Consider the following 20,441-nt stretch of genomic DNA (forward strand, 5'->3'; position numbering starts at 1 on the left):
CTGTCACATCATCGTTGCAGCACCGAGGTAGCTTGACTCAGTCTTCTTCCCAACTCATACAGGAGTATCCGCATGAAAACCGTGGGCGATAAACTCGAAGCTTTCACCGTCGTAGCCGCGAAGCCGGGCTTCAACAATCACGAGGAAAACGGCCAGTCGGCGTTCGAGACCGTCACCGAAGCGTCGTTCCCGGGCAAGTGGAAGATCATCTACTTCTATCCGAAGGATTTCACGTTTGTGTGCCCGACGGAAATCGTCGAATTCGCGAAGCTCACGAAGCAGTTCGAAGAGCGCGATGCCGTCCTGCTGGGCGGCAGCTCGGACAACGAGTTCGTCAAGCTCGCATGGCGCCGTGAGCACAAGGACCTCGACAAGCTGAACCACTACTCGTTCGGCGACGTCAAGGGCGAGCTGATCGACCAGCTCGGCGTGCGCGACAAGGAAGCCGGCGTGGCCCTGCGTGCAACGTTCATCGTCGATCCGGACAACACGATCCAGCACGTTTCGGTGAACAACCTGAACGTCGGCCGCAGCCCGGAAGAAGTCCTGCGGATTCTGGACGGCCTGCAAACGGACGAACTGTGCCCGTGCAACCGTGCAGTCGGCGGCGCAACGCTGTAAGCGCATCGATGCACGAAGCCCGCGGCGCACGTCCTGCCTGCGGGCTTTTTTAACGGCCAACCCATAGGAGATATCAATGGAATTCATCGATTCGATTAAGGCACGCATTCCCGACTACGCGAAAGACATTCGCCTGAACCTCGACGGCACGATCTCGCGCTCGTCGCTCGAAGGCACCGACGCGGTCGGCGTCGCGCTGGCGGCGGCCATCGCGGCGAAGAGCACGGTGCTCATCAAGACGATCCGCGAAGCCGGTGTCCTGTCGCCCGAAGAGACGAACGCCGTGCTGACGGCAGCCGCGCTGATGGGGATGAACAACACCTGGTATCCGTATGTCGAGATGGCCGACGATGCCGACCTGAAGACGCAACGCGCCGAGCTGCGGATGGGCGCGTATGCGACGCACGGCGGCGTCGACAAGCGCAAGTTCGAGATGTACGCGCTCGCCGCGTCGATCGTCGGCAAGTGCCACTTCTGCGTGAAGTCGCACTATGCGCTGCTGAAGAACGAGCAAGGGATGACCGTCACGCAGCTGCGCGACGTCGGCCGTATCGCGTCGGTGATCAACGCCGCCGCGCAAGTGATCGCCGCGGAAGGCGAATAAGCGGTCGCCTCACCCGGCCGGCAGCCGCGCCGGCCCGGTCGCCGCGCCAAACGAAAATGCCACGCATCCGCGTGGCATTTTTCATTTCCGCAGCGCGGCGCGGCGGGCGAACCGTGCGCCGCCGCAGCCGGCGTCAGCCGCCCTGCTTCACCAGCAACGCGGCGGCCTGCGCCTCGATCCCCTCGCCGCGGCCGAGATAGCCGAGCTTCTCGTTGGTCTTCGCCTTCACGTTCACGCGATCGAGCGGCAGCCCGAGATCGGCCGCGATGTTCGCGCGCATCCCGTCGATATGCGGCGCCAGCTTCGGCGCCTGGGCGATCACGGTGCTGTCCACGTTCTGGATCGTGAAACCGGCCGCCTTGATGCGTGCGGCGCACTCGCGCAGCAGCACGCGGCTGTCGGCGCCCTTGAACGCCGCGTCCGTGTCGGAGAAGTGGCGGCCGATGTCACCGAGCGCCGCCGCGCCGAACAGCGCGTCGGTGATCGCGTGCAGCAACACGTCCGCATCCGAGTGGCCGAGCAGGCCGCGTTCGTACGGAATCGTCACGCCACCGATGACGAGGGGGCGCCCCTCGACGAGTTGGTGCACGTCGTAGCCTTGTCCAATTCTGAAATCCATGCGTATTCCGATTGTGAGGGGGTGAAAGTCAGGAAGCGTTCGTGGAGCGCGCGAGGATCGCTTCCGCGAGCGCGAAATCTTCCGGGTACGTGACCTTGAAATTGCGCAGGCTGCCCTGCACGACGCGCGGCGTATGGCCGGCCCATTCGATCGCACTCGCCTCGTCGGTCAGGTCGTGCCCTTCGCGCTGCGCGCGCAGGATCGCCTCGCGCAGCATGCCGATGCGGAACATCTGCGGCGTCTGCGCCTGCCACAGCGCGTCGCGCGACTCGGTGCGCGCGATCGCGTCGCCGCCGGCCGGCACGCGCTTGAGCGTATCGGCCACCGGCAGCGCGACGATGCCGCCGACCGGATCGTCCTTCAGCGTCGCAACGAGCGTGCGAATCAGCTCCGGCGTGATGCCGGGGCGCGCGGCGTCGTGCACCAGCACCCAGTCGTGGTCGGTCGCGCCGAATTCGGCCAGTTCGAGCAGCCCGTTCAGCACCGACGCCTGGCGCGAGCCGCCGCCGCAGCGGCGCACCGCGAAGCGCAGGCCCGCGAAGCGGCGCGCATCGAAGTGGGAATCGTCGGGCGCGAGGACGACGAGCGTCTGCGCGAATTCGCTGCACGCGTCGAACGCGGCAAGGGTGTAATGCAGCAGCGCGCGGCCGGCCAGCGTGCGGTATTGCTTCGGCACGGCCGAGCCGGAACGGCTGCCGGTGCCGGCACAGGGAATCAGGGCGAAAAGTCGGGGGGTCACGAAGGGAAACGCCGATAAGATGAAATCGAGAAGCGGATTTTATAATAGGTCTTTCGTCTCGACCGGCGCACCGCGATGCGCCCGTGCACGCCACCCCTGTCGTCCCTATGCCAGATAACGCTTCCACCCCGTCCGCCTCGCCCGTTGCCCGCGTCAAGCCCGGCCAGCGTTTCGCCTTCGACGGCGCGCATGGTTCCGCCGACGCGCTCGCCATCGCCCGTTATCTTGCCGACAACCGCCAGGACGTGCCGCTCCTCGCGGTGATCTGCGCGAACGCGGTCGACGCGCAGCGGCTCTCGCAGGAAATCCGCTATTTCTCGCCCGACGCGCGCGTGCGCCTGCTGCCGGACTGGGAAACGCTGCCGTACGACACGTTCTCGCCGCACCAGGATCTCGTGTCCGAGCGGCTGGCCACGCTGCACGACCTCGGCGAGGGCCGCTGCGACATCCTGCTCGTGCCCGCGACCACCGCGCTGTACCGGATGCCGCCCGCGTCGTTCATGGCCGCGTACACGTTCGCATTCGCGCAGGGCGAGCGGCTCGACGAGGCGAAGCTGAAGGCGCAACTCACGCTGGCCGGCTACGAGCACGTGAGCCAGGTCGTGCGGCCCGGCGAATACTGCGTACGCGGCTCGCTGATCGACCTGTATCCGATGGGCTCGCCGCTGCCGTACCGGATCGACCTGTTCGACGACCAGGTCGACTCGATCCGCGCGTTCGATCCGGACACGCAGCGCAGCCTGTATCCGGTGCGCGACGTGCGCCTCCTGCCCGGCCGCGAGTTTCCGTTCGACGAAGCCGCACGTACGGCCTTCCGCAGCCGCTGGCGCGAGACCTTCGAAGGCGACCCGAGCCGCGCGCCGATCTACAAGGACATCGGCAACGGCGTGCCGTCGGCCGGCATCGAGTACTACCTGCCGCTGTTCTTCGACGAAACCGCCACGCTGTTCCACTACCTGCCGCAGGATGCGCACCTCGTGTTCACCGGCGATCTCGAGACGTCGATCCGCCGCTTCACGGCCGACACGAAGCAGCGCCATGCGTTCCTCGCACACGATCGCGAGCGGCCGATCCTCGAACCGCAGCGCCTGTTCCTGTCCGACGAGGATTTCTTCGCGTTCGCGAAGCCGTTCGCCCGCGTCGTGCTGCCCGCGCAGCCGGCCGGCGGGTGGGCGACGGCGCTGCCCGAGCTCACCGTCGACCGCCATGCCGACGATCCGCTCGCGTCGCTGCGCACGTTCGTCGAATCGTCGGGCAAGCGCGTGCTGCTGACGGTCGAATCGGCCGGCCGGCGCGAGACGATCCTGCAACTGCTCGCCGAACACCATCTGCGCCCCGCGTCGAACGACCACTTCGCCGGCTGGCTCGAGAGCGACGAACGCTTCGCGCTCGGCGTCGCGCCGCTCGCGAACGGCTTCGCGGTGCCGGGCGAAGGCTACGCGGTCGTCACCGAAACCGAACTGTACGGCGCGCTCGGCCGCCGCACGGGCCGCCGCCGGCAGGAACAGGCCAGCAACGTCGACGCGATGGTGCGCGACCTGTCGGAGCTGAAGGTCGGCGACCCGGTCGTCCACGCGCAGCACGGCATCGGCCGCTACATGGGCCTCGTGTCGATGGATCTCGGCGAAGGCGAAACCGAATTCCTGCATCTCGAATACTCGGGCGACAGCAAGCTCTACGTGCCGGTCGCGCAATTGCACGTGATCTCGCGCTACAGCGGCGCCGATCCCGACAGCGCGCCGCTGCACGCGCTCGGCTCCGGCCAGTGGGAACGCGCGAAGCGCAAGGCCGCGCAGCAGATCCGCGATACCGCCGCCGAGCTGCTGAACCTGTATGCACGCCGCGCGGCCCGCGAAGGCCACGCGTTCTCGCTCGATCCGCGCGACTACGTGAAGTTCGCGGAAAGCTTCGGCTTCGAGGAAACGCCCGACCAGGCGGCCGCCATTGCCGCCGTGATCGGCGACATGACGAGCGGCAAGCCGATGGACCGCCTCGTGTGCGGCGACGTCGGCTTCGGCAAGACCGAGGTCGCGCTGCGCGCCGCGTTCATCGCGGTGCTGGGCGGCAAGCAGGTCGCGCTGCTGTCGCCGACCACGCTGCTCGCCGAGCAGCACACGCAGACCTTCGCCGACCGCTTCGCCGACTGGCCGGTGCGGATCGTCGAGCTGTCGCGCTTCAAGACCACGAAGGAAGTCAACGCCGCGATCGCGCAGATCAACGAAGGCAGCGTCGACATCGTGATCGGCACGCACAAGCTGCTGTCGTCGGACGTGCAGTTCAAGCGCCTCGGCCTCGTGATCATCGACGAGGAACACCGCTTCGGCGTGCGCCAGAAGGAAGCGCTGAAGGCGCTGCGCGCGGAAGTCGACGTGCTGACGCTCACCGCGACGCCGATCCCGCGTACGCTCGGGATGGCGCTCGAAGGGCTGCGCGATTTCTCGGTCATCGCCACCGCGCCGCAGAAGCGGCTCGCGATCAAGACCTTCGTGCGCCGCGAGGAGGAAAGCGTGATCCGCGAGGCGATGCTGCGCGAACTGAAGCGCGGCGGCCAGGTGTACTTCCTGCACAACGAGGTCGAGACGATCGAGAACCGCAAGGCGATGCTCGAGGCGCTCGTACCCGAGGCACGCATCGTGATCGCGCACGGCCAGATGCACGAACGCGAGCTCGAACGGGTGATGCGCGACTTCGTCGCGCAGCGCGCGAACGTGCTGCTGTGCACGACCATCATCGAGACCGGCATCGACGTCCCGAGCGCGAACACGATCATCATGCACCGCGCGGACAAGTTCGGCCTCGCGCAGCTTCACCAGCTGCGCGGCCGCGTCGGGCGCTCGCACCACCAGGCGTATGCGTACCTGCTGGTCCACGATCCGCAGGCGCTGACCAAGCAGGCGCAGCGCCGGCTCGAAGCGATCCAGCAGATGGAGGAACTCGGCTCGGGCTTCTATCTTGCGATGCACGACCTCGAGATCCGCGGCACCGGCGAAGTGCTCGGCGACAAGCAGTCCGGCGAAATCCACGAGATCGGCTTCCAACTCTATACGGACATGCTGAACGACGCGGTGAAGGCGCTGAAGAACGGCAAGGAGCCCGACCTCACCGCCCCGCTCGCCGCGACGACGGAAATCAACCTGCATGCGCCAGCGATCCTGCCGGCCGACTACTGCGCGGACGTGCAGGAGCGGCTGTCGCTGTACAAGCGTCTCGCGAACTGCGAGCACGGCGACGCGATCGACGGCATCCAGGAAGAGCTGATCGACCGCTTCGGCAAGCTGCCGCCGCAGGCGCACGCGCTCGTCGAGACGCACCGGCTGCGGATCGCCGCGAAGCCGCTCGGCATCGTGAAGATCGACGCGAGCGAGGTGGCGATCGGGCTGCAGTTCGAGCCGAACCCGCCGATCGATCCGATGCGGATCATCGAGATGGTGCAGAAGCATCGGCACATCAAGCTCGCGGGCCAGGACAAGCTGCGCATCGAGACGCGCTCGCCCGATCTCGCGATCCGCGTGTCGACGATCAAGGAAACGCTGCGCGCGCTCGGACCGAAGCAGGGAGCAGCTGCCGCGGTGCGCTGATGCGCTGATGCGCTGGCGGCAGATGCGGCGTTGCTGCACCGCACTGCGCCCGACGCGGGCGGGCCGTCGCGTTTTTGAGTATGATTTTCCCATTCATCAGACGGAGTTTTGCCATGTCCACTCTCGACGCGACAGCGCCGTCCGCCGCACCCCAAGGCGACGCGTCGCTCGTCAGCCTGCCCTGGATCAAGCAACTGGTGTCGATGGACACGACGAGCCGCGTGCCGAACCTCGGCCTGATCGAAACGGTGCGCGACGCGCTCGCCGCGAAAGGCATCGCATCGACGATCACGCACGATCCGCGTGAAGGCTGGGCGAACCTGTTCGCCACCGTGCCCGCGCACGACGGCTCGACGAACGGCGGCATCGTACTGTCGGGGCATACCGACGTCGTGCCGGTCGACGGCCAGCAATGGGACAGCAACCCGTTCGCGCCGGAGATCCGCGATGGCCGCCTGTACGGCCGCGGCACCTGCGACATGAAGGGCTTCATCGGCGCCGCGCTCGCGCTGCTGCCCGAGATGCAGGCGACGAAGCTCGCGAAGCCGATCCACTTCGCGCTGTCCTACGACGAGGAAATCGGCTGCGCCGGCGCGCCGCTGATGATTGCGGATCTGGTCAAGCGCGGCGTGCAGCCGTCCGGCTGCATCGTCGGCGAGCCGACCAGCATGCGGCCGATCATCGCGCACAAGGGCATCAACGCGTACCGCTGCTGCGTGCGCGGCCACGCGGCGCATTCGTCGCTGACGCCGAAAGGGCTGAACGCGATCGAGTACGCGGCACGCCTCATCTGCCATATCCGCGACATCGCCGAGCGCTTTCGCGCCGAAGGCCCGTTCGACGAACTGTACGACGTGCCGTTCACGACCGCGCAGACGAGCACGATCCAGGGCGGCAACGCGATCAACACAGTGCCGGCCGAATGCCGGTTCGACTTCGAGTTCCGCAACCTGCCGACGCTCGATCCCGAGCAGATCTTCACGCGCATCGAAGCGTATGCACGGGAAACACTGCTGCCGCAGATGCTGCGCGAGCATCCGAATGCCGCGATCGAATTCTCGAAGATCGCCGCGGCGCCCGGCCTCGACGCCACCGAACAGGCCGCGATCACGCAGCTCGTGCGCGCGCTGACGGCCGACCAGGACAAGCGCAAGGTCGCGTACGGCACCGAGGCCGGTTTGTTCGAACGCGCGGGCATCCCGAGCGTCGTGTGCGGGCCCGGCAACATCGAGCAGGCGCACAAGCCGAACGAATATGTCGAGCTCGCGCAGCTCGCCGGCTGCGAGCAGTTCCTGCGCAAGTTCATCCGCAGCATGTCGGTCGACGCGCACTGACTGCCCCCCGCCACGCCGGCCTGCGTGTGCGGGCCGGCCCACTTCGCCACCCGCCACGTCATGTCGACTGAACAACAGGGCACTGCCCATAAGACGATCGACGGCGAGCCGATCCCGACGCTCGACGAAATCGCCGCGCAGCATTTCGCGCTGTCGCCGTGGGTCGCGCGCACGCCCGTGTTCGAACGCGCCGACCTGCCATCGCTGGAAGGCACGCACGTCAACTTCAAGTTCGAGTTGCTGCAGGTCAGCGGCAGCTTCAAGGCGCGCGGCGCATTCACGCACCTGCTCGCGCTCGACGAGGCACGCAAGAACGCCGGCGTCACCTGCGTGTCGGCCAGCAATCACGCGGCGGCCGTCGCGTACGCGGCGATGCGGCTCGGCAGCAGCGCGAAGGTCGTGATGTTCCATACCGCCAGCCCGTCGCGCATCGCGCAGTGCAAGCAGTACCGCGCGGAAGTCGTGCTGGCCGGCAGCGCATCGCAGGCATTCGATCTGGTCCGGCGAATCGAGGCCGAGGAAGGCCGCTTCTTCATCCATCCGTTCAACGGCTATCACACGATCCTCGGCACCGCGACGCTCGGCTACGAATGGGCGACCCAGACCCCCGACCTCGACGCGGTGATCGTGCCGATCGGCGGCGGCGGGCTCGCGGCCGGCATGGCGACCGCGCTGCGGCTCGCGAATCCGCGTGTGCACGTGTACGGCGTCGAGCCGGAAGGCGCGGACGCGATGAGCCGCAGCTTCGCGGCGAATCACACGATCAAGATGAGCGCGATGCAGACGATCGCCGATTCGCTGATGGCGCCGCATACCGAGGAATACAGCTACCAGCTGTGCCGGCGTCACGTCGACCGCATCGTCACCGTGTCCGACGACGCGCTGCGGGCCGCGATGCTGTTCCTGTTCTCGCAGCTGAAACTGTCGGTCGAACCGGCGTGCGCGGCTGCGCTGGCCGCCCTGCTCGGCCCGCTGCGCGAAACGCTGCAGGGCAAGCGCGTCGGCGTGCTGCTGTCGGGCACCAACACCGACCCGGCCACGCTCGGCATGCATCTCGCACACGCGACACTACAGCACTGACCCCACATCGGGCACGCGCGGCCAAACCTAGGGTTATCCCCAGATTATGTTGACAGCCCTGTTGATAACCCGCCGGACAAGCACGCAAGTGGTTGAGCGCGCAGTGTTTTGCGCGCGGGGAGGTCGATCGTCACGAAATGGGCAGATGCGGCCGCTGGCCGCCTGCGTCATGGCGATCGCCCTGCTCGCCGGTTGCGCGGCACCGCCGTCGCCCGTCGTCAACGCACTGCCGGTTTGCACGCAGCCGGGCGAAAACCGCATGCTGCAGGCCGACCTGCTGTTCGGGCGCGACATCACGGGGCGCGGCCCCGTCACCGATGCGGAGCGCGCGGCATTCCTCGCCGACACGGTCACACCACGCTTCCCCGACGGCCTCACCTACTGGGACACACACGGCCAGTGGCGCGACCAGACAAGCGGCCGGATCACGCGCGAAGACAGCTTCGTGATCCGTATCATCGCCGACGATACGCCCGAGACACGTGCGCGACTCGCCGCGATCCGGCAAGCGTACATGCAGCGATTTCACCAGCAATCGGTCGGCATGACGGTCGTGCCGGCCTGCGCATCGTTCTGATCCACGCGTCTCCGTTTGCCGGCCGTTCGCACAAAAAAACGGGCGCCCGAAGGCGCCCGTCGCATGCCGGAACCGCGGCGTGCCGCTTACTTGTTCTCGAACATGTCCATGATCTGCCGCTTCTCCTGCGGCGTGACGGGCGGCGGCGCAAGCCCCGCCGCGCCAGCCGAGCCGAGCGCATCGTTCGCGCTGATCGAATTCTCGGCCGGGTTGATGTCGACGTTGGCGACGAAGCCATTGCCCGGCGTGCGATCGGCGTAGTACAGCTCGCCGTCGATCGACGTCAGGCCGTCCGGCATCGGCATCTGCTGCTCCGGCACGCCGTTCAGCGCGGTGCGCATGTAGTTCACCCAGATCGGCAATGCGAGTTGCGCGCCGAACTCACGACTGCCGAGGCTCTTCGGCTGGTCGAAGCCCATCCACGCGACCGCGACGAGCGATTGCTGGTAGCCGGCGAACCAGCCGTCCTTCGCGTCGTTCGTCGTACCCGTCTTGCCTTGCAGGTCGCTGCGGCCCAGTACGTTGGTGCCCGCGCCCGTGCCGGCCGTCGCGACCGAATGCAGCAGGCTGTTCATCACGTATGCATTGCGGCCTTCGATCGTGCGCGGCGCCGTGCTGCCCGCGAGCACCGGCTGCGATTTCTGCAGCGCCTGGCCGCGTGCGTCGTCGACTTCGGCGATCAGGTACGGATCGACCTTGTAGCCGCCGTTCGCGAACACCGCATAGCCGGTCGCGAGCTGGAGCGGCGTCACGAGGCCCGCACCGAGTGCCATCGGCAGGTAAGGCGGCGTCTTCGCGGGATCGAAGCCGAAGCGCTGCGTCACGTACTGCTGCGCATACTGCGTGCCGATCGACGCGAGGATCCGGATCGACACGAGGTTCTTCGAACGCTGCAGGCCGGTGCGCATCGTCATCGGGCCGTCCGGCTGGTCGTCGTCCTTCGGCTCCCAGGCGGTGCCGCCCGGCACGCTCGGCGGGAAGTACAGCGGCGCGTCGTTGATCATCGTCGCCGGCCCGAGCCCCTTGTCGAGCGACGCCGAGTAGATGAACGGCTTGAACGACGAGCCCGGCTGCCGCCAAGCCTGCGTCACATGGTTGAACTTGCTCTTGTTGAAGTCGAAGCCGCCGACGAGCGAGCGAATCGCGCCATCCTGCGGCGCGATCGCGACGAGCGCGCCTTCGACCTGCGGCAGCTGCACGACCTGCCAGCCCGTCTTCCCGTCCTTCAGCACGCGCACGACCGAGCCCGGCTTGATGCGCAGCGTGTCGTTCGCGCGGGGGCTGAGCGCGCCCGCGACGAAGCGCAGCCCGGCCGGGCCGATCGTCGTGGTCGCGCCGCCGACGAACTGCACCTCGACCGCGTTCGGCGATGCCGACAGCACGACCGCCGACTGCAGGTCGCCGTTGTCCGGGTGATCGGCAAGCGCGTCGTCGATCGCCTCGTCGCGGTCGTCGCCGGCCGCGGGCAGCTTGATCGACGCTTCCGGCCCGCGATAGCCATGGCGGCGCTCGTAGTCGAGAATGCCGCGACGCACGGCCTGGTACGCGGCTTCCTGGTCGGACGAGTTGATCGTCGTCGTGACGGTCAGCCCGCGCGTATAGGTTTCGTCCTTGTACTGCTGGTACATCATCTGCCGCACCATCTCGGCGACGTACTCGCCGTGCACCGCGTACTGGTTGCCCGGCGTGCGCACGTGGATCTCTTCCTTCACGGCCGCGTCGTACTGCGGCTGCGTGATGTAGCCGACCTCGAGCATGCGCTTCAGGATGTATTCCTGGCGCACCTTCGCACGCTTAGGATTGACCACCGGGTTATACGCGGACGGCGCCTTCGGCAGCCCGGCGAGCATCGCCGCTTCCGCGAGCGTGATGTCCTTCAGGTCCTTGCCGAAATACACGCGCGCGGCGGCCGCGAAGCCGTACGAGCGCTGGCCGAGATAGATCTGGTTCATGTACAGCTCGAGAATCTGGTCCTTCGTCAGGGCCTTCTCGATCTTGTACGCGAGCAGCATTTCGTAGATCTTGCGCGTGTAGGTCTTCTCGCTCGACAGGAAGAAGTTGCGCGCGACCTGCATCGTGATCGTGCTCGCGCCCTGGCGCGCGCCGCCGTGCATCAGGTCGGCGACACCCGCGCGCAGGATGCCGACGAAGTCGACGCCGCCGTGTTCGTAGAAGCGGTAGTCCTCGATCGCGAGCACCGCCTTCTTCATCACGTCCGGAATCTCCTGGAAACGCACGAGGCTGCGGCGTTCCTCGCCGAACTCGCCGATCAGCACATGATCGGCCGTGAACACGCGCAGCGGCACCTTCGGCTGGTAGTTGGTCAGCGCGTCGAGCGACGGCAGTTGCGGCGCCATCACCACCAGCGCGTAGCCGACGATCAGCGCGCCGACGATCGCCAGCGTCGCGAAGAGGCCGGCGAACCACAGCATGACGCGCGAGCCGAACGAGCGGCCGCGCCCTCCGCCGCCGCTGCGCTGGGTGCGGCGGTCGCCGTCGCGATCGTCGTCATCGGGGTAATAGGCTCCGGACGGCGAACGGCGCAGCGTGTAGTGGGGTTCGTTCCTGTCGGAAGAAGAAGACGGTCGTTTGATAATTGGCATGTCGGAATGGCGGGCGGTCGTGGCACCCTCGGACGCATGCGGAAATGCAGGCGAATGAATCAGAGCGGATACAGCGTGATGCGGCTGTCACGTCGACAGACCCCGCCGCGCGGCGATCCGTTCCCGCGACGTGACAGCGCATTTTAATGAAATCGACCGGGGGCCTTCGCGATTTTTTGTAAAAATTCCCGCAATGCCGTGATTTGAGGAACGTATTGTCGGCATCCTCTGCCTATCATGGACACGCAATATCGCGCGCATGCGCCGGCTTTCTTTCAATCGCGAAAGGTTCGGCATCGTGATGCGCAAGCCGCTTGAACTCGCGCGTTTAAGCCGTATTTAAGTGAACCGGTGGTGTAATATCCGCCGGCTCATGCGGGTCGGAACCGGCTCGCAACGGGCACTGCCGCTCTCATGCGGCGCCTTTCAACCACGGAGGATTTCATGTCGCTTTTCGACTCTGTTTCGCGCACGATCAAAGGCCTGCTGAACGATGCGGCCGATTCGGTACAGGATCCGTCGCGCGACGCACGGCAGATCGTGCGGGAGCTCGACGACAGCATCGGCCGTGCCGAGAATTCGCTGATCGAGATCGAGGCACAGGTCGCGACCCAGCGCAGCAAGCGCGATGCGGCCGACGACAAGGTGAAGAAGTACGAGGACGGCGCGAAGCGCGCGCTGCAGGCCGGTGACGAAGCGCTCGCCCGCGAGGCCCTCGCCGCGCAGTCGAACGCGGAAGCCGAGCGTGACGCGCTCGCAGCCGAATTGACGACGCTCGAGCCGTCGGTCGACAAGCTGAAGGGGCAGATCGCCGACATGCGTCAGCGCCGCAACGACCTGAATGCACGCTCGAACATCCTGCAGGCCAAGCAGGAAATCGCGCAGGCAAAGGACGTCGCGGCCAGCGCCCTGGGCGGCATCGGCGGCAAGAACCTGTCCGAGGATTTCCAGAAGCTCGAGGACAAGGTCGCGCTGCAGAACGCCCGCTCGGACGCACGCCTGAATTCGGCCGACACGTCGAGCGGCAAGGCGCTCGACGACAAGCTCGCCGCGCTGAACAAGGGCCCGTCGGTCGAGGATCGCCTCGCCGCGCTGAAGAAGCAACTCGACACGCCCGCGCAGTAACGGCCGCTGCGGGCCACCGCGCCGCCGCCCGCCCCGGGCGCGGCGCGAACCGATCGTCAGGAGACGGGCGCCTGCGCCCGGTTCGACCATGAAGAAATCTCTCGCCGCACTCGGCCTCTCGCTGATGGTGCTGTCGTCCGCCGCGTTTGCGGTCCCGTCGCTGCAGCAGGTCGAGCAATCGATCGCGCAACGCAACTGGCAGCAAGCCGACACGCAGCTGTCGCAAGTCATCGACGCCCACCCGAACAACGCGCATGCGCGCTACCTGTACGCACAGGTGCTGGACCGCGAAGGCCGCGCGTCCGACGCACTCGAGCAGCTGCAGCGCGCGAAGTCGCTCGATCCGCAACTCAAGTTCACCGACGCATCGCGCTTCGCGCAGACGGAGTCGCGCATCCGCGCCGACGCCGCGCGCGTGAGCGGCAACGTACCGTCGGCCACGCAGGCCGGCACGCTGCAGCCGGGGCTCGCTCCCGCTGTCGCGCCGGCCGAAAAACACGGCCCGTCGACCGGCATGTGGATCGGCTTCGGGGTGCTCGCCGCGGTGATCGCGCTGGTGCTGCGCTGGACGCTGCGGCGTGCACGCACGGCAGACGACAGCCGCGCCGACGAAGAACGCCGCACGCAGCTCAAGCGCGCCACCGACGTGCTGAACGACATCCGCCCGCTGAAGCTCGACGCGAAGCTGTCGACGGCGCCCGGCGCCGCGGCGCTCACGGGCGAACTCGAAGCGATCGAGACCGATGCGCGCACGCTCGTCGAAACGCTGTCGAACGGCAAGAATCCGGTGCCGCCGTATCGCGTCGACGAACTCGAACAGCGTCATGCGAGCGTGAAGGCACGCGTCGAAGGCCGTCCCGACCCGGCCGCGCAACCCGCGGCACCGGCGAACGGCAGCGGTTCCGTGTATGCGCAGGAAGCCGATCGCATGACGGGCGCGCCAGGCCAGCCGTATCCTCAGCAGCCCTACCCGCAACAGCAACCGCCGGTGGTGATCCAGCAAGGCGGCGGCGGGTTCGGCGGCGGCATGGGGGGATTACTGACCGGTGTGTTGCTCGGCGAGGCGATGTCCGGCGGCCGCGAGCGCGTGGTCGAACGCGACGTGATCGTCGACGGCGAACGCCGCCGGCAGGAGAACGACCCGGGCTTCGACCTCGGCCGCGGCGACAGTTCGAACTGGAGCGACGGCAACGGTGGCGGCGGCGGCATGGATCTCGGCAGCAACGACGACGGCTGGACCGACGACAACACCTGACGCGACGCAGCGCGTCGACGCCCCCGCGACGCGCTGCAGTGCACGCCACGCTCCCCTGCAGGGCCGGCCGCGCCGACGCGCGGATTTGTCAATCATTTCAAGATGGACTACCGGCAATGGGGAGCGTTCGCTATCATGCGGCCATCGGCGTGCCACCGACCCTCATTCGACGCTCTGCATCCCTGCGCGTCGCGGCACGCCTCCCCTCGCCCCACACAGGAGAAAGCCGCTCATGAGCATCATCAAGGAATTCAAGGAGTTCGCCGTCAAGGGCAACGTCATGGATCTCGCCGTCGGCGTGATCATCGGCGGCGCGTTCTCGAAGATCGTCGACTCGGTCGTGAAAGACCTCATCATGCCGGTCATCGGCGTGCTGACCGGCGGCCTGGATTTCTCGAACAAGTTCGTTCTGCTCGGCACCATCCCCCCGACGTTCAAGGGTAATCCCGATTCGTTCAAGGACCTGCAGGCCGCGGGTGTCGCCGCGTTCGGCTACGGCTCGTTCATCACGGTGGCGATCAATTTCGTCATCCTCGCGTTCATCATTTTCCTGATGGTGAAATTCATCAACAAGCTGCGCAAGCCGGACGAAGCCGCACCGGCCGCGACGCCGGAAGATACGGTGCTGCTGCGCGAGATCCGCGATTCGCTGAAGCAGCGCTGATCGCCCGGCGCCCCGCCAGCCAGGCCCGCCCCGTGCGGGCCTTTTTATTGCGTGCGCGATGCGCCGCCGCATGCGGCCTATCTCACTTTTTTGTGACGGGCGAATGCACGCGCGGGGAAAGCAGGTCTATGATGGAGACTAAACGACAGTACGGGCGCCAAGACGCTGGCTGTGTCGATCATGGCGAGCAGGTCGACGGGAGACATTGATCGTCGTACTGCACGAAGGCAGCATTTTCGTGTGCTATAAAGGATCGACATGCGGCGTACATAGCCGGGAGTGGGTCGCATGAAAGTGCCGCATTTCTTGCAATTGTTTTTGAGGCGAGTGTTTATGTCCTTCCCGAAAAAACGTCGGCGTGCCCAGCAGGATGGCCAGGAGTCATTCCTCGCGGTATTGCGCCACTCGAAACCGTTTGCCCAGCTCGACACCAAGATTGCCCGCGCCCGCGCGCAGGACGAACCCGTCCTGTACGCACATGTGCTGCCCGGTCTCGACGTGCTCCTGTGCAGCGTACGCGGCGCCCAGCCGCCTTATCCCGCCATCGCCGAGTTGCGCAAGCGCTGCATCGAATCGATCGCCAACGCGCTCGAGCAGCCGCTGGACGGCCTCGAGAACGGCGGATACTGGTATGAAGCAAACGGCTTCGGCTTCCTCGTGTTCGCGAGCCGTGCGCGTGCGCGCATCCTGCCCGAGTTTGGTGCAGGCACGAAAGCGAGCCTGCGCGGCGGGCTCGGCCGCCAGAACGCCGGCGACACGACACCACGCTCCCTCGGCTGATCACCCTGCCATTCGATGGGCCGCCTCCGGGCGGCCCATCTGCCATTCACACGCCCCGCTTGCCCGTCACGACACCTGCTGACGCCCGTTGCCGGGCCGCACGATGTCGATGAATGCGGCGAAATCGGCACCGGCGAGCCCTTGCGCGGCGCCGAGCCGCAACACCTGCTGCACGGCGGCCGATACGGGCATCACGGCGCCCGTGTCGCGCGCCGCGTCGGCGATCGCATCGACGTCCTTCTGGAACGTGCCGAGCGCGCCGATCGGCGGATGGCCGCCCGACGTCATGCGCGGCACGAACGTCTGCAACAGCACCGAATCGGCCCAGCCGCCGGCCAGCGCTTCGGCGAGCCGAGCGGCATCGATGCCGCTCGCCTGCGCCAGACCGACGGCTTCGGCGATCGCGGTCACCGTCGCGGTGACGATCGCCTGGTTGCACAGCTTCGCCGTCTGCCCCGCGCCCGCGTCGCCCATGTGCGTGATCCGCGACGCGTAGGTATCGATCAGCGGCCGCACTGCGTCGAGATCGGCCGCACGGCCGCCGGCCATCACCGCGAGCGTGCCGGCCTGCGCGCCGGGCACGCCGCCCGACACAGGCGCATCGACCCAGCCGACGCCGAGCGCCGCGGCACGCGCCGCGTAATCACGCGTGGCGGCGGGCGCAATGCTCGAATGATCGACGATGCGCTGCAGGCGACGCGCACGCGCATCGCCGGAGAGCAGGCCGTGCTCGCCGAACACGACATCGCCCACCGCGCGGCCGTCGAGCACGCACACGAATACCGTCTCGACGCGCTCCGCCAGTTCGCGCGGCGTGCCAAGCACCTGCGCGCCGTCCTTCACGAGCGCCTCGGCCTTATCGCGCGAGCGATTCCACACGCTGACCCGATGCCCTGCCGCCAGCAAATGCCGAATCATCGGCGCGCCCATCAATCCCGGTCCGCAAAATCCGACTTCCACGATGCTCCTCGTCTCCGATATGGGTTGAACTTGCCGCCCATCATACCTATCACTCAAGAAGCCGGGCACGCGCGGCGCCGCTTCAGGACCACGGCTTGCGCCGGCCATTTATACCGACATCCCAGGGAGCGCATCATGAGCGACCACGTGTACAAGATGATCGAGCTGACCGGCTCGTCGAAGCAATCGAGCGACGACGCGATCCGCAACGCGATCTCGAAAGCCGGCAAGACACTGCACAACCTGCACTGGTTCCAGGTGACCGAGACGCGCGGCCACATCGAAGGCGACCAGGTCGTGCACTGGCAGGTCACGCTGAAGGTCGGCATGCGCATCGACGACTGACGCGCCCCCTGCGTCACACGCCGCGCCGCTGACCGGATCCGTGCAACGCGCTTTCCGCGCGGCGCCGCGCGCTTCACTTCGCCCCCCGTTCGGGCCCCTTCGCGGCCCGGCCGACGGGTACCTGCGGGTATCCATCTCTTGACGCTGATTTTCATTCATATTAAAAACGATATACCCACCCCACCCCTCGATCAGCCCAGCCATATAAACCGGAGATAACATGAGTCAGCAACGCGAGGCGATCGACACGTACCTCTTGCGCGTCTTGCACACCTTGTTGATGGAGCGCAGCGTCACGCGCGCGGCCGTCAAACTGAACCAGTCGCAACCGGCGATCAGCGCCGCGCTGCGTCGCCTGCGCGACATCACCGGCGATCCGCTGCTGGTGCGCGGCAAATCCGGCATGGTGCCGACCGAATACGGGCTGCGCCTGCTCGAGCCCGTGCAGAACGCGCTGCGTGAAATCGAGCGCATCAAGTTCCAGCAGCACAATTTCGACCCGGCCACGTCGATCCGCTGCTACCGGATCGGCTGCCCCGACTACCTGAACGTGCTGTTCGTGCCGACCGTGGTCGAGCGCTTCCGCCAGGCCGCGCCGAACGCGACGCTCGAATTCCATTCGCTCGGCCCCGCGTTCGACTACGAGCTCGCGCTGGAAGACGGCAAGCTCGACATCGTCGTCGGCAACTGGCCCGAACCGCCCGAGCAGCTGCACCTGTCGAACCTGTTCGTCGATGAAATCGTCTGCCTGATGAGCAACACGCACCCGTTCGCGAAGCGCGGCGGGCTCACGCTCGACCAGTACCTGAACGCCCCGCATCTCGCGCCGACGCCGTACTCGGTCGGCCAGCGCGGCGCGATCGACGTGCATCTCGCGCGCGAACGGCTCAAGCGCCACGTGGTCGTCACGCTGCCGTACTTCAACCTCGCACCGTACGTGCTCGTGAAGTCCGACCTGATCTTCACGACGACGCGCCTGTTCGCCGATCACTACGCGAAGTTCCTGCCGCTGTCGGTCGTGCCGGCGCCGCTCGACTTCCCGCCGATGCAGTACTACCAGCTGTGGCACGAGCGCTGCCATTACTCCGACGAAGTGCGCTGGCTGCGCAGCCTCGTCGCCGAAGCCACCCGCACGCTGATCGAGGCGTAACGGCGCGCGCCGCCCGCGCCATTTCGGCAGGGCGTGGCGACTGCCGGCGGCCTGTCCGGCGGCAACGCGGCCGCCGGATGGCGCCGGCCGTCCTTTAGCGCGATGCCTCGACCAGTGCCTGCGCGAGCGCGTTGTGGCGCGCGATGACGGGCGGCAGGTCGAGCGTCGCCAGACGCCCTTCCCGTACCACCACCTTCCCGTTCACCACCGTGTACGCCGTCTGCGACGGCGCGCAGAACACGAGCGCCGCGACCGGATCGTGCAGTGCGCCCGCGAACAGCGGCTGGCGCAGGTCGAATGCGGCGAAGTCCGCGGCCATGCCGGGCTTCAGCGCGCCGATGTCGTCGCGGTTCAGCACCTTCGCGCCGCCGAGCGTCGCGATCTCGAGCGCTTCGCGTGCAGTCATCGCATCGGGCCCGAAGCCGACCCGCTGCAACAGCAGCGCCTGCCGCACTTCCGCGACCATCTGCGCGCCGTCGTTCGACGCGGAGCCGTCGACGCCGAGGCCGACCGGCACGCCCGCGAGACGCATCTTCTTCACCGGCGCGATACCCGACGCGAGCCGCATGTTCGAGCATGGGCAGTGCGCGACGCCCGTGCCGGTGCGCGCGAACAGGCTGATACCCGCATCGTCGAGCTGCACGCAGTGCGCATGCCATACGTCGTGGCCGACCCAGCCGAGATCTTCCGCATATTCGGCCGGCGTCATCCCGAACTTCTCGCGGCTGTACGCGATGTCGTTGACGTTCTCCGCGAGGTGCGTGTGCAGCGACACGCCGTATTCGCGCGCGAGCACGGCCGCGTCGCGCATCAGGTCGCGGCTCACCGAGAACGGCGAGCACGGCGCGACGACCACGCGCAGCATCGCGTAACGGCCTTCGTCGTGATAGGTCTCGATCAGGCGCTGCGTGTCGCGCAGGATGTCGGGCTCGCGCTCGACGACCGAATCGGGCGGCAGCCCGCCGTCGCGCTGGCCGACGCTCATCGCGCCGCGGCTCGCGTGAAAACGCATGCCGATCCGCTGCGCGGCGCCGATGCTGTCGTCGAGGCGGCTGCCGTTCGGGTAGATGTACAGATGATCGCTCGACGTCGTGCAGCCCGACTGCAGCAGTTCGGCCATCGCGGTGAGCGTCGACACCTCGATCATCTCGGGCGTCAGATGGGCCCAGATCTTGTACAGGTTCGTGAGCCAGCCGAACAGCTCGGCGTTCTGCGCGGCCGGCACCGCGCGTGTGAGGCTCTGGTACATGTGGTGATGCGTGTTCACGAGCCCCGGGATCACGAGATGGCCGCGCAGGTCGAGCACTTCGTCGGCCGTCTCGGGCAGCTCGGCGGTCGGGCCGACCGCGACGATCCGGTTGTCTTCGATGTAGAGCCCCGCGTCGCGCAGCTCGCGGCGCGTGTCGTCCATGGTCACGAGCACGTCGGCGTGCTTGACCAGCAGGGTTGTCGGGCGGGATGAGGAGGGGTTCGGCGCGCGTGCGCCAGCGTGCTGCTCGAGGTTCATGCGTTCTCCGCGTCGGTCTGCCCCCAGGGGCTGTCCTGGAGGCGGTCACACAGCCGTTCGAACGCTGAATCGCGGCACGCGCCGGTGCCTGCGTCCGTTCGAACGCCCTGGCCCGGTTACCCGGCGTGCTCGCCGTCTTCGGGGTACGCGCGGGCCACGGGCCGACGCGCACGGCGGGAGGATCGCCCAAGCGCGCGCAGCACACAATGCGCGATCCGGAATACCGCGTTTCACGGTTTCGATATGGTACGCCGCGCAACACCCCGCCGGCGGTCCGAAATACCCGCCGGAAGCCGCCTCCGGCGTGCCGTCGACAGCCGCTCATGCGCGGCGCATTATCTTTGATATCGCGCCCGTATTTGCGTGGGGAACCTTTTTACAATGCCTGCACGGCGCTCGCTTCAATCTCGCCGACGGGTATGTAGCCACGTGACGTGGAGCCTCGATCCGCCGCACAGTCATGGATCGAGTCGCCGCCGAACCTCGCATTCACACAAGGACACAACGAATGGGAAAGCTCACTACCCACGTACTCGATACGGCGCACGGCCGTCCCGGCGCTGCAATCAAGGTGGACCTCTACGCGCTGGACGGCGAATCGCGCCGCGCGATCAAGACCGTGCTGACCAATAGCGACGGCCGCTGCGACGAACCCCTGCTCGAAGGCGCCGCGCTCGCCGCCGGCGAATACGAACTCGTGTTCCATGCCGGCGACTACTTCGCGTCGCTCGGCGTGAAGGTGCCCGAACCCCGCTTCGTCGATCGCGTCGTGCTCCGCTTCGGCATCGCCGACACCGGCTCGCACTACCACGTGCCGCTGCTCGTGTCGCCGTGGTCGTACAGCACCTATCGCGGCAGCTGACATTCGAATCAGCGCCCGCATCAAACAAACGATTTGAG

Annotated in this window: 18 protein-coding genes; 13 read left to right on the forward strand and 5 right to left on the reverse strand. The window is 67.0% G+C overall.

Annotation, left to right across the window (positions count from 1 at the left end; translation table 11 throughout):
• Positions 1 to 72: 72 nt before the first annotated feature.
• Positions 73 to 621 carry a peroxiredoxin gene (locus tag CFB47_RS11470; RefSeq protein WP_006478563.1) on the forward strand — a complete coding sequence of 183 codons (549 nt, stop codon included), beginning with the start codon at positions 73 to 75 and terminating at the stop codon, positions 619 to 621.
• A 76-nt stretch (positions 622 to 697) separates the two neighbouring features.
• The gene (locus CFB47_RS11475) at positions 698 to 1,225 is read left to right on the forward strand and encodes a carboxymuconolactone decarboxylase family protein (RefSeq protein ID WP_011352388.1); all 528 of its coding nucleotides are present in this window, start codon (positions 698 to 700) and stop codon (positions 1,223 to 1,225) included.
• A 133-nt stretch (positions 1,226 to 1,358) separates the two neighbouring features.
• Here CFB47_RS11475 and ispF read toward each other — a convergent pair whose 3' ends face one another.
• Both ispF and ispD read right to left on the reverse strand, forming a co-directional pair.
• Entirely contained in the window at positions 1,359 to 1,844 is a 486-nt protein-coding gene (ispF, locus tag CFB47_RS11480; RefSeq protein WP_089461202.1) for a 2-C-methyl-D-erythritol 2,4-cyclodiphosphate synthase, read from the reverse strand.
• Between the two features lie 28 nt (positions 1,845 to 1,872).
• The gene (gene ispD / locus CFB47_RS11485; protein ID WP_011352390.1) at positions 1,873 to 2,583 is read right to left on the reverse strand and encodes a 2-C-methyl-D-erythritol 4-phosphate cytidylyltransferase; all 711 of its coding nucleotides are present in this window, start codon (positions 2,581 to 2,583) and stop codon (positions 1,873 to 1,875) included.
• A 107-nt stretch (positions 2,584 to 2,690) separates the two neighbouring features.
• Between ispD and mfd the strand changes: the two genes are divergently transcribed.
• From mfd to CFB47_RS11505, 4 genes are all read left to right on the forward strand, one after another.
• On the forward strand, positions 2,691 to 6,161 hold the full coding sequence (mfd, locus tag CFB47_RS11490) for a transcription-repair coupling factor (RefSeq protein WP_089461203.1): 3,471 nt from the start codon (positions 2,691 to 2,693) through the stop codon (positions 6,159 to 6,161).
• A gap of 113 nt (positions 6,162 to 6,274) precedes the next feature.
• On the forward strand, positions 6,275 to 7,495 hold the full coding sequence (gene argE, locus CFB47_RS11495; RefSeq protein ID WP_089440315.1) for an acetylornithine deacetylase: 1,221 nt from the start codon (positions 6,275 to 6,277) through the stop codon (positions 7,493 to 7,495).
• 60 nt (positions 7,496 to 7,555) lie between these two features.
• On the forward strand, positions 7,556 to 8,575 hold the full coding sequence (locus CFB47_RS11500) for a threonine/serine dehydratase (protein WP_089461204.1): 1,020 nt from the start codon (positions 7,556 to 7,558) through the stop codon (positions 8,573 to 8,575).
• A gap of 145 nt (positions 8,576 to 8,720) precedes the next feature.
• Positions 8,721 to 9,152 carry a DUF3574 domain-containing protein gene (locus tag CFB47_RS11505; RefSeq protein WP_089456392.1) on the forward strand — a complete coding sequence of 144 codons (432 nt, stop codon included), beginning with the start codon at positions 8,721 to 8,723 and terminating at the stop codon, positions 9,150 to 9,152.
• A gap of 86 nt (positions 9,153 to 9,238) precedes the next feature.
• Here the strand turns inward: CFB47_RS11505 and CFB47_RS11510 are convergent, their stop codons facing one another.
• Positions 9,239 to 11,755: a penicillin-binding protein 1A gene (locus tag CFB47_RS11510; RefSeq protein WP_089461205.1), complete on the reverse strand. Its 2,517-nt coding sequence runs from the start codon at positions 11,753 to 11,755 to the stop codon at positions 9,239 to 9,241.
• A gap of 444 nt (positions 11,756 to 12,199) precedes the next feature.
• Between CFB47_RS11510 and CFB47_RS11515 the strand changes: the two genes are divergently transcribed.
• From CFB47_RS11515 to CFB47_RS11530, 4 genes are all read left to right on the forward strand, one after another.
• On the forward strand, positions 12,200 to 12,880 hold the full coding sequence (locus CFB47_RS11515; protein ID WP_044843730.1) for a PspA/IM30 family protein: 681 nt from the start codon (positions 12,200 to 12,202) through the stop codon (positions 12,878 to 12,880).
• Between the two features lie 88 nt (positions 12,881 to 12,968).
• Complete coding sequence (locus CFB47_RS11520) at positions 12,969 to 14,135, forward strand: M48 family metallopeptidase (RefSeq protein WP_089456394.1); 1,167 nt, start codon at positions 12,969 to 12,971, stop codon at positions 14,133 to 14,135.
• A 232-nt stretch (positions 14,136 to 14,367) separates the two neighbouring features.
• Positions 14,368 to 14,799, forward strand: a complete 432-nt coding sequence (mscL, locus tag CFB47_RS11525) for a large conductance mechanosensitive channel protein MscL (protein ID WP_059233903.1) — start codon at positions 14,368 to 14,370, stop codon at positions 14,797 to 14,799.
• A gap of 333 nt (positions 14,800 to 15,132) precedes the next feature.
• The gene (locus tag CFB47_RS11530; protein ID WP_027784713.1) at positions 15,133 to 15,579 is read left to right on the forward strand and encodes a hypothetical protein; all 447 of its coding nucleotides are present in this window, start codon (positions 15,133 to 15,135) and stop codon (positions 15,577 to 15,579) included.
• A gap of 66 nt (positions 15,580 to 15,645) precedes the next feature.
• Here the strand turns inward: CFB47_RS11530 and CFB47_RS11535 are convergent, their stop codons facing one another.
• Positions 15,646 to 16,539, reverse strand: a complete 894-nt coding sequence (locus CFB47_RS11535) for an NAD(P)-dependent oxidoreductase (RefSeq protein WP_089461206.1) — start codon at positions 16,537 to 16,539, stop codon at positions 15,646 to 15,648.
• A 135-nt stretch (positions 16,540 to 16,674) separates the two neighbouring features.
• On the opposite strand from CFB47_RS11535, the gene CFB47_RS11540 reads away from it, so the two are divergent.
• Both CFB47_RS11540 and CFB47_RS11545 read left to right on the forward strand, forming a co-directional pair.
• Positions 16,675 to 16,884, forward strand: a complete 210-nt coding sequence (locus CFB47_RS11540) for a dodecin (RefSeq protein WP_011352399.1) — start codon at positions 16,675 to 16,677, stop codon at positions 16,882 to 16,884.
• Between the two features lie 220 nt (positions 16,885 to 17,104).
• Positions 17,105 to 18,034 carry a LysR substrate-binding domain-containing protein gene (locus CFB47_RS11545; RefSeq protein ID WP_006762467.1) on the forward strand — a complete coding sequence of 310 codons (930 nt, stop codon included), beginning with the start codon at positions 17,105 to 17,107 and terminating at the stop codon, positions 18,032 to 18,034.
• Between the two features lie 94 nt (positions 18,035 to 18,128).
• On the opposite strand, the gene CFB47_RS11550 is transcribed toward CFB47_RS11545, so the two are convergent.
• Entirely contained in the window at positions 18,129 to 19,541 is a 1,413-nt protein-coding gene (locus CFB47_RS11550) for an 8-oxoguanine deaminase (protein ID WP_089461207.1), read from the reverse strand.
• 508 nt (positions 19,542 to 20,049) lie between these two features.
• Between CFB47_RS11550 and uraH the strand changes: the two genes are divergently transcribed.
• On the forward strand, positions 20,050 to 20,403 hold the full coding sequence (gene uraH / locus CFB47_RS11560) for a hydroxyisourate hydrolase (RefSeq protein WP_011352401.1): 354 nt from the start codon (positions 20,050 to 20,052) through the stop codon (positions 20,401 to 20,403).
• The last annotated feature ends 38 nt before the right edge of the window (positions 20,404 to 20,441 follow it).

This window comes from Burkholderia sp. AU27893, from assembly GCF_002223205.1.
Classification (GTDB): Bacteria; Pseudomonadota; Gammaproteobacteria; order Burkholderiales; family Burkholderiaceae; genus Burkholderia.

Excerpts from the sequence above, each read along its gene's own strand:
- CFB47_RS11510 (WP_089461205.1), bottom strand. The coding sequence starts at position 11,755 with ATGCCAATTATCAAACGACCGTCTTCTTCTTCCGACAGGAACGAACCC.
- CFB47_RS11530 (WP_027784713.1), top strand. The coding sequence starts at position 15,133 with ATGTCCTTCCCGAAAAAACGTCGGCGTGCCCAGCAGGATGGCCAGGAG.
- CFB47_RS11545 (WP_006762467.1), top strand. The coding sequence starts at position 17,105 with ATGAGTCAGCAACGCGAGGCGATCGACACGTACCTCTTGCGCGTCTTG.
- CFB47_RS11475 (WP_011352388.1), top strand. The coding sequence starts at position 698 with ATGGAATTCATCGATTCGATTAAGGCACGCATTCCCGACTACGCGAAA.
- CFB47_RS11520 (WP_089456394.1), top strand. The coding sequence starts at position 12,969 with ATGAAGAAATCTCTCGCCGCACTCGGCCTCTCGCTGATGGTGCTGTCG.
- CFB47_RS11470 (WP_006478563.1), top strand. The coding sequence starts at position 73 with ATGAAAACCGTGGGCGATAAACTCGAAGCTTTCACCGTCGTAGCCGCG.
- ispF (WP_089461202.1), bottom strand. The coding sequence starts at position 1,844 with ATGGATTTCAGAATTGGACAAGGCTACGACGTGCACCAACTCGTCGAG.
- CFB47_RS11500 (WP_089461204.1), top strand. The coding sequence starts at position 7,556 with ATGTCGACTGAACAACAGGGCACTGCCCATAAGACGATCGACGGCGAG.
- CFB47_RS11505 (WP_089456392.1), top strand. The coding sequence starts at position 8,721 with ATGCGGCCGCTGGCCGCCTGCGTCATGGCGATCGCCCTGCTCGCCGGT.
- argE (WP_089440315.1), top strand. The coding sequence starts at position 6,275 with ATGTCCACTCTCGACGCGACAGCGCCGTCCGCCGCACCCCAAGGCGAC.
- CFB47_RS11515 (WP_044843730.1), top strand. The coding sequence starts at position 12,200 with ATGTCGCTTTTCGACTCTGTTTCGCGCACGATCAAAGGCCTGCTGAAC.
- CFB47_RS11550 (WP_089461207.1), bottom strand. The coding sequence starts at position 19,541 with ATGAACCTCGAGCAGCACGCTGGCGCACGCGCGCCGAACCCCTCCTCA.
- mscL (WP_059233903.1), top strand. The coding sequence starts at position 14,368 with ATGAGCATCATCAAGGAATTCAAGGAGTTCGCCGTCAAGGGCAACGTC.
- CFB47_RS11540 (WP_011352399.1), top strand. The coding sequence starts at position 16,675 with ATGAGCGACCACGTGTACAAGATGATCGAGCTGACCGGCTCGTCGAAG.
- uraH (WP_011352401.1), top strand. The coding sequence starts at position 20,050 with ATGGGAAAGCTCACTACCCACGTACTCGATACGGCGCACGGCCGTCCC.
- mfd (WP_089461203.1), top strand. The coding sequence starts at position 2,691 with ATGCCAGATAACGCTTCCACCCCGTCCGCCTCGCCCGTTGCCCGCGTC.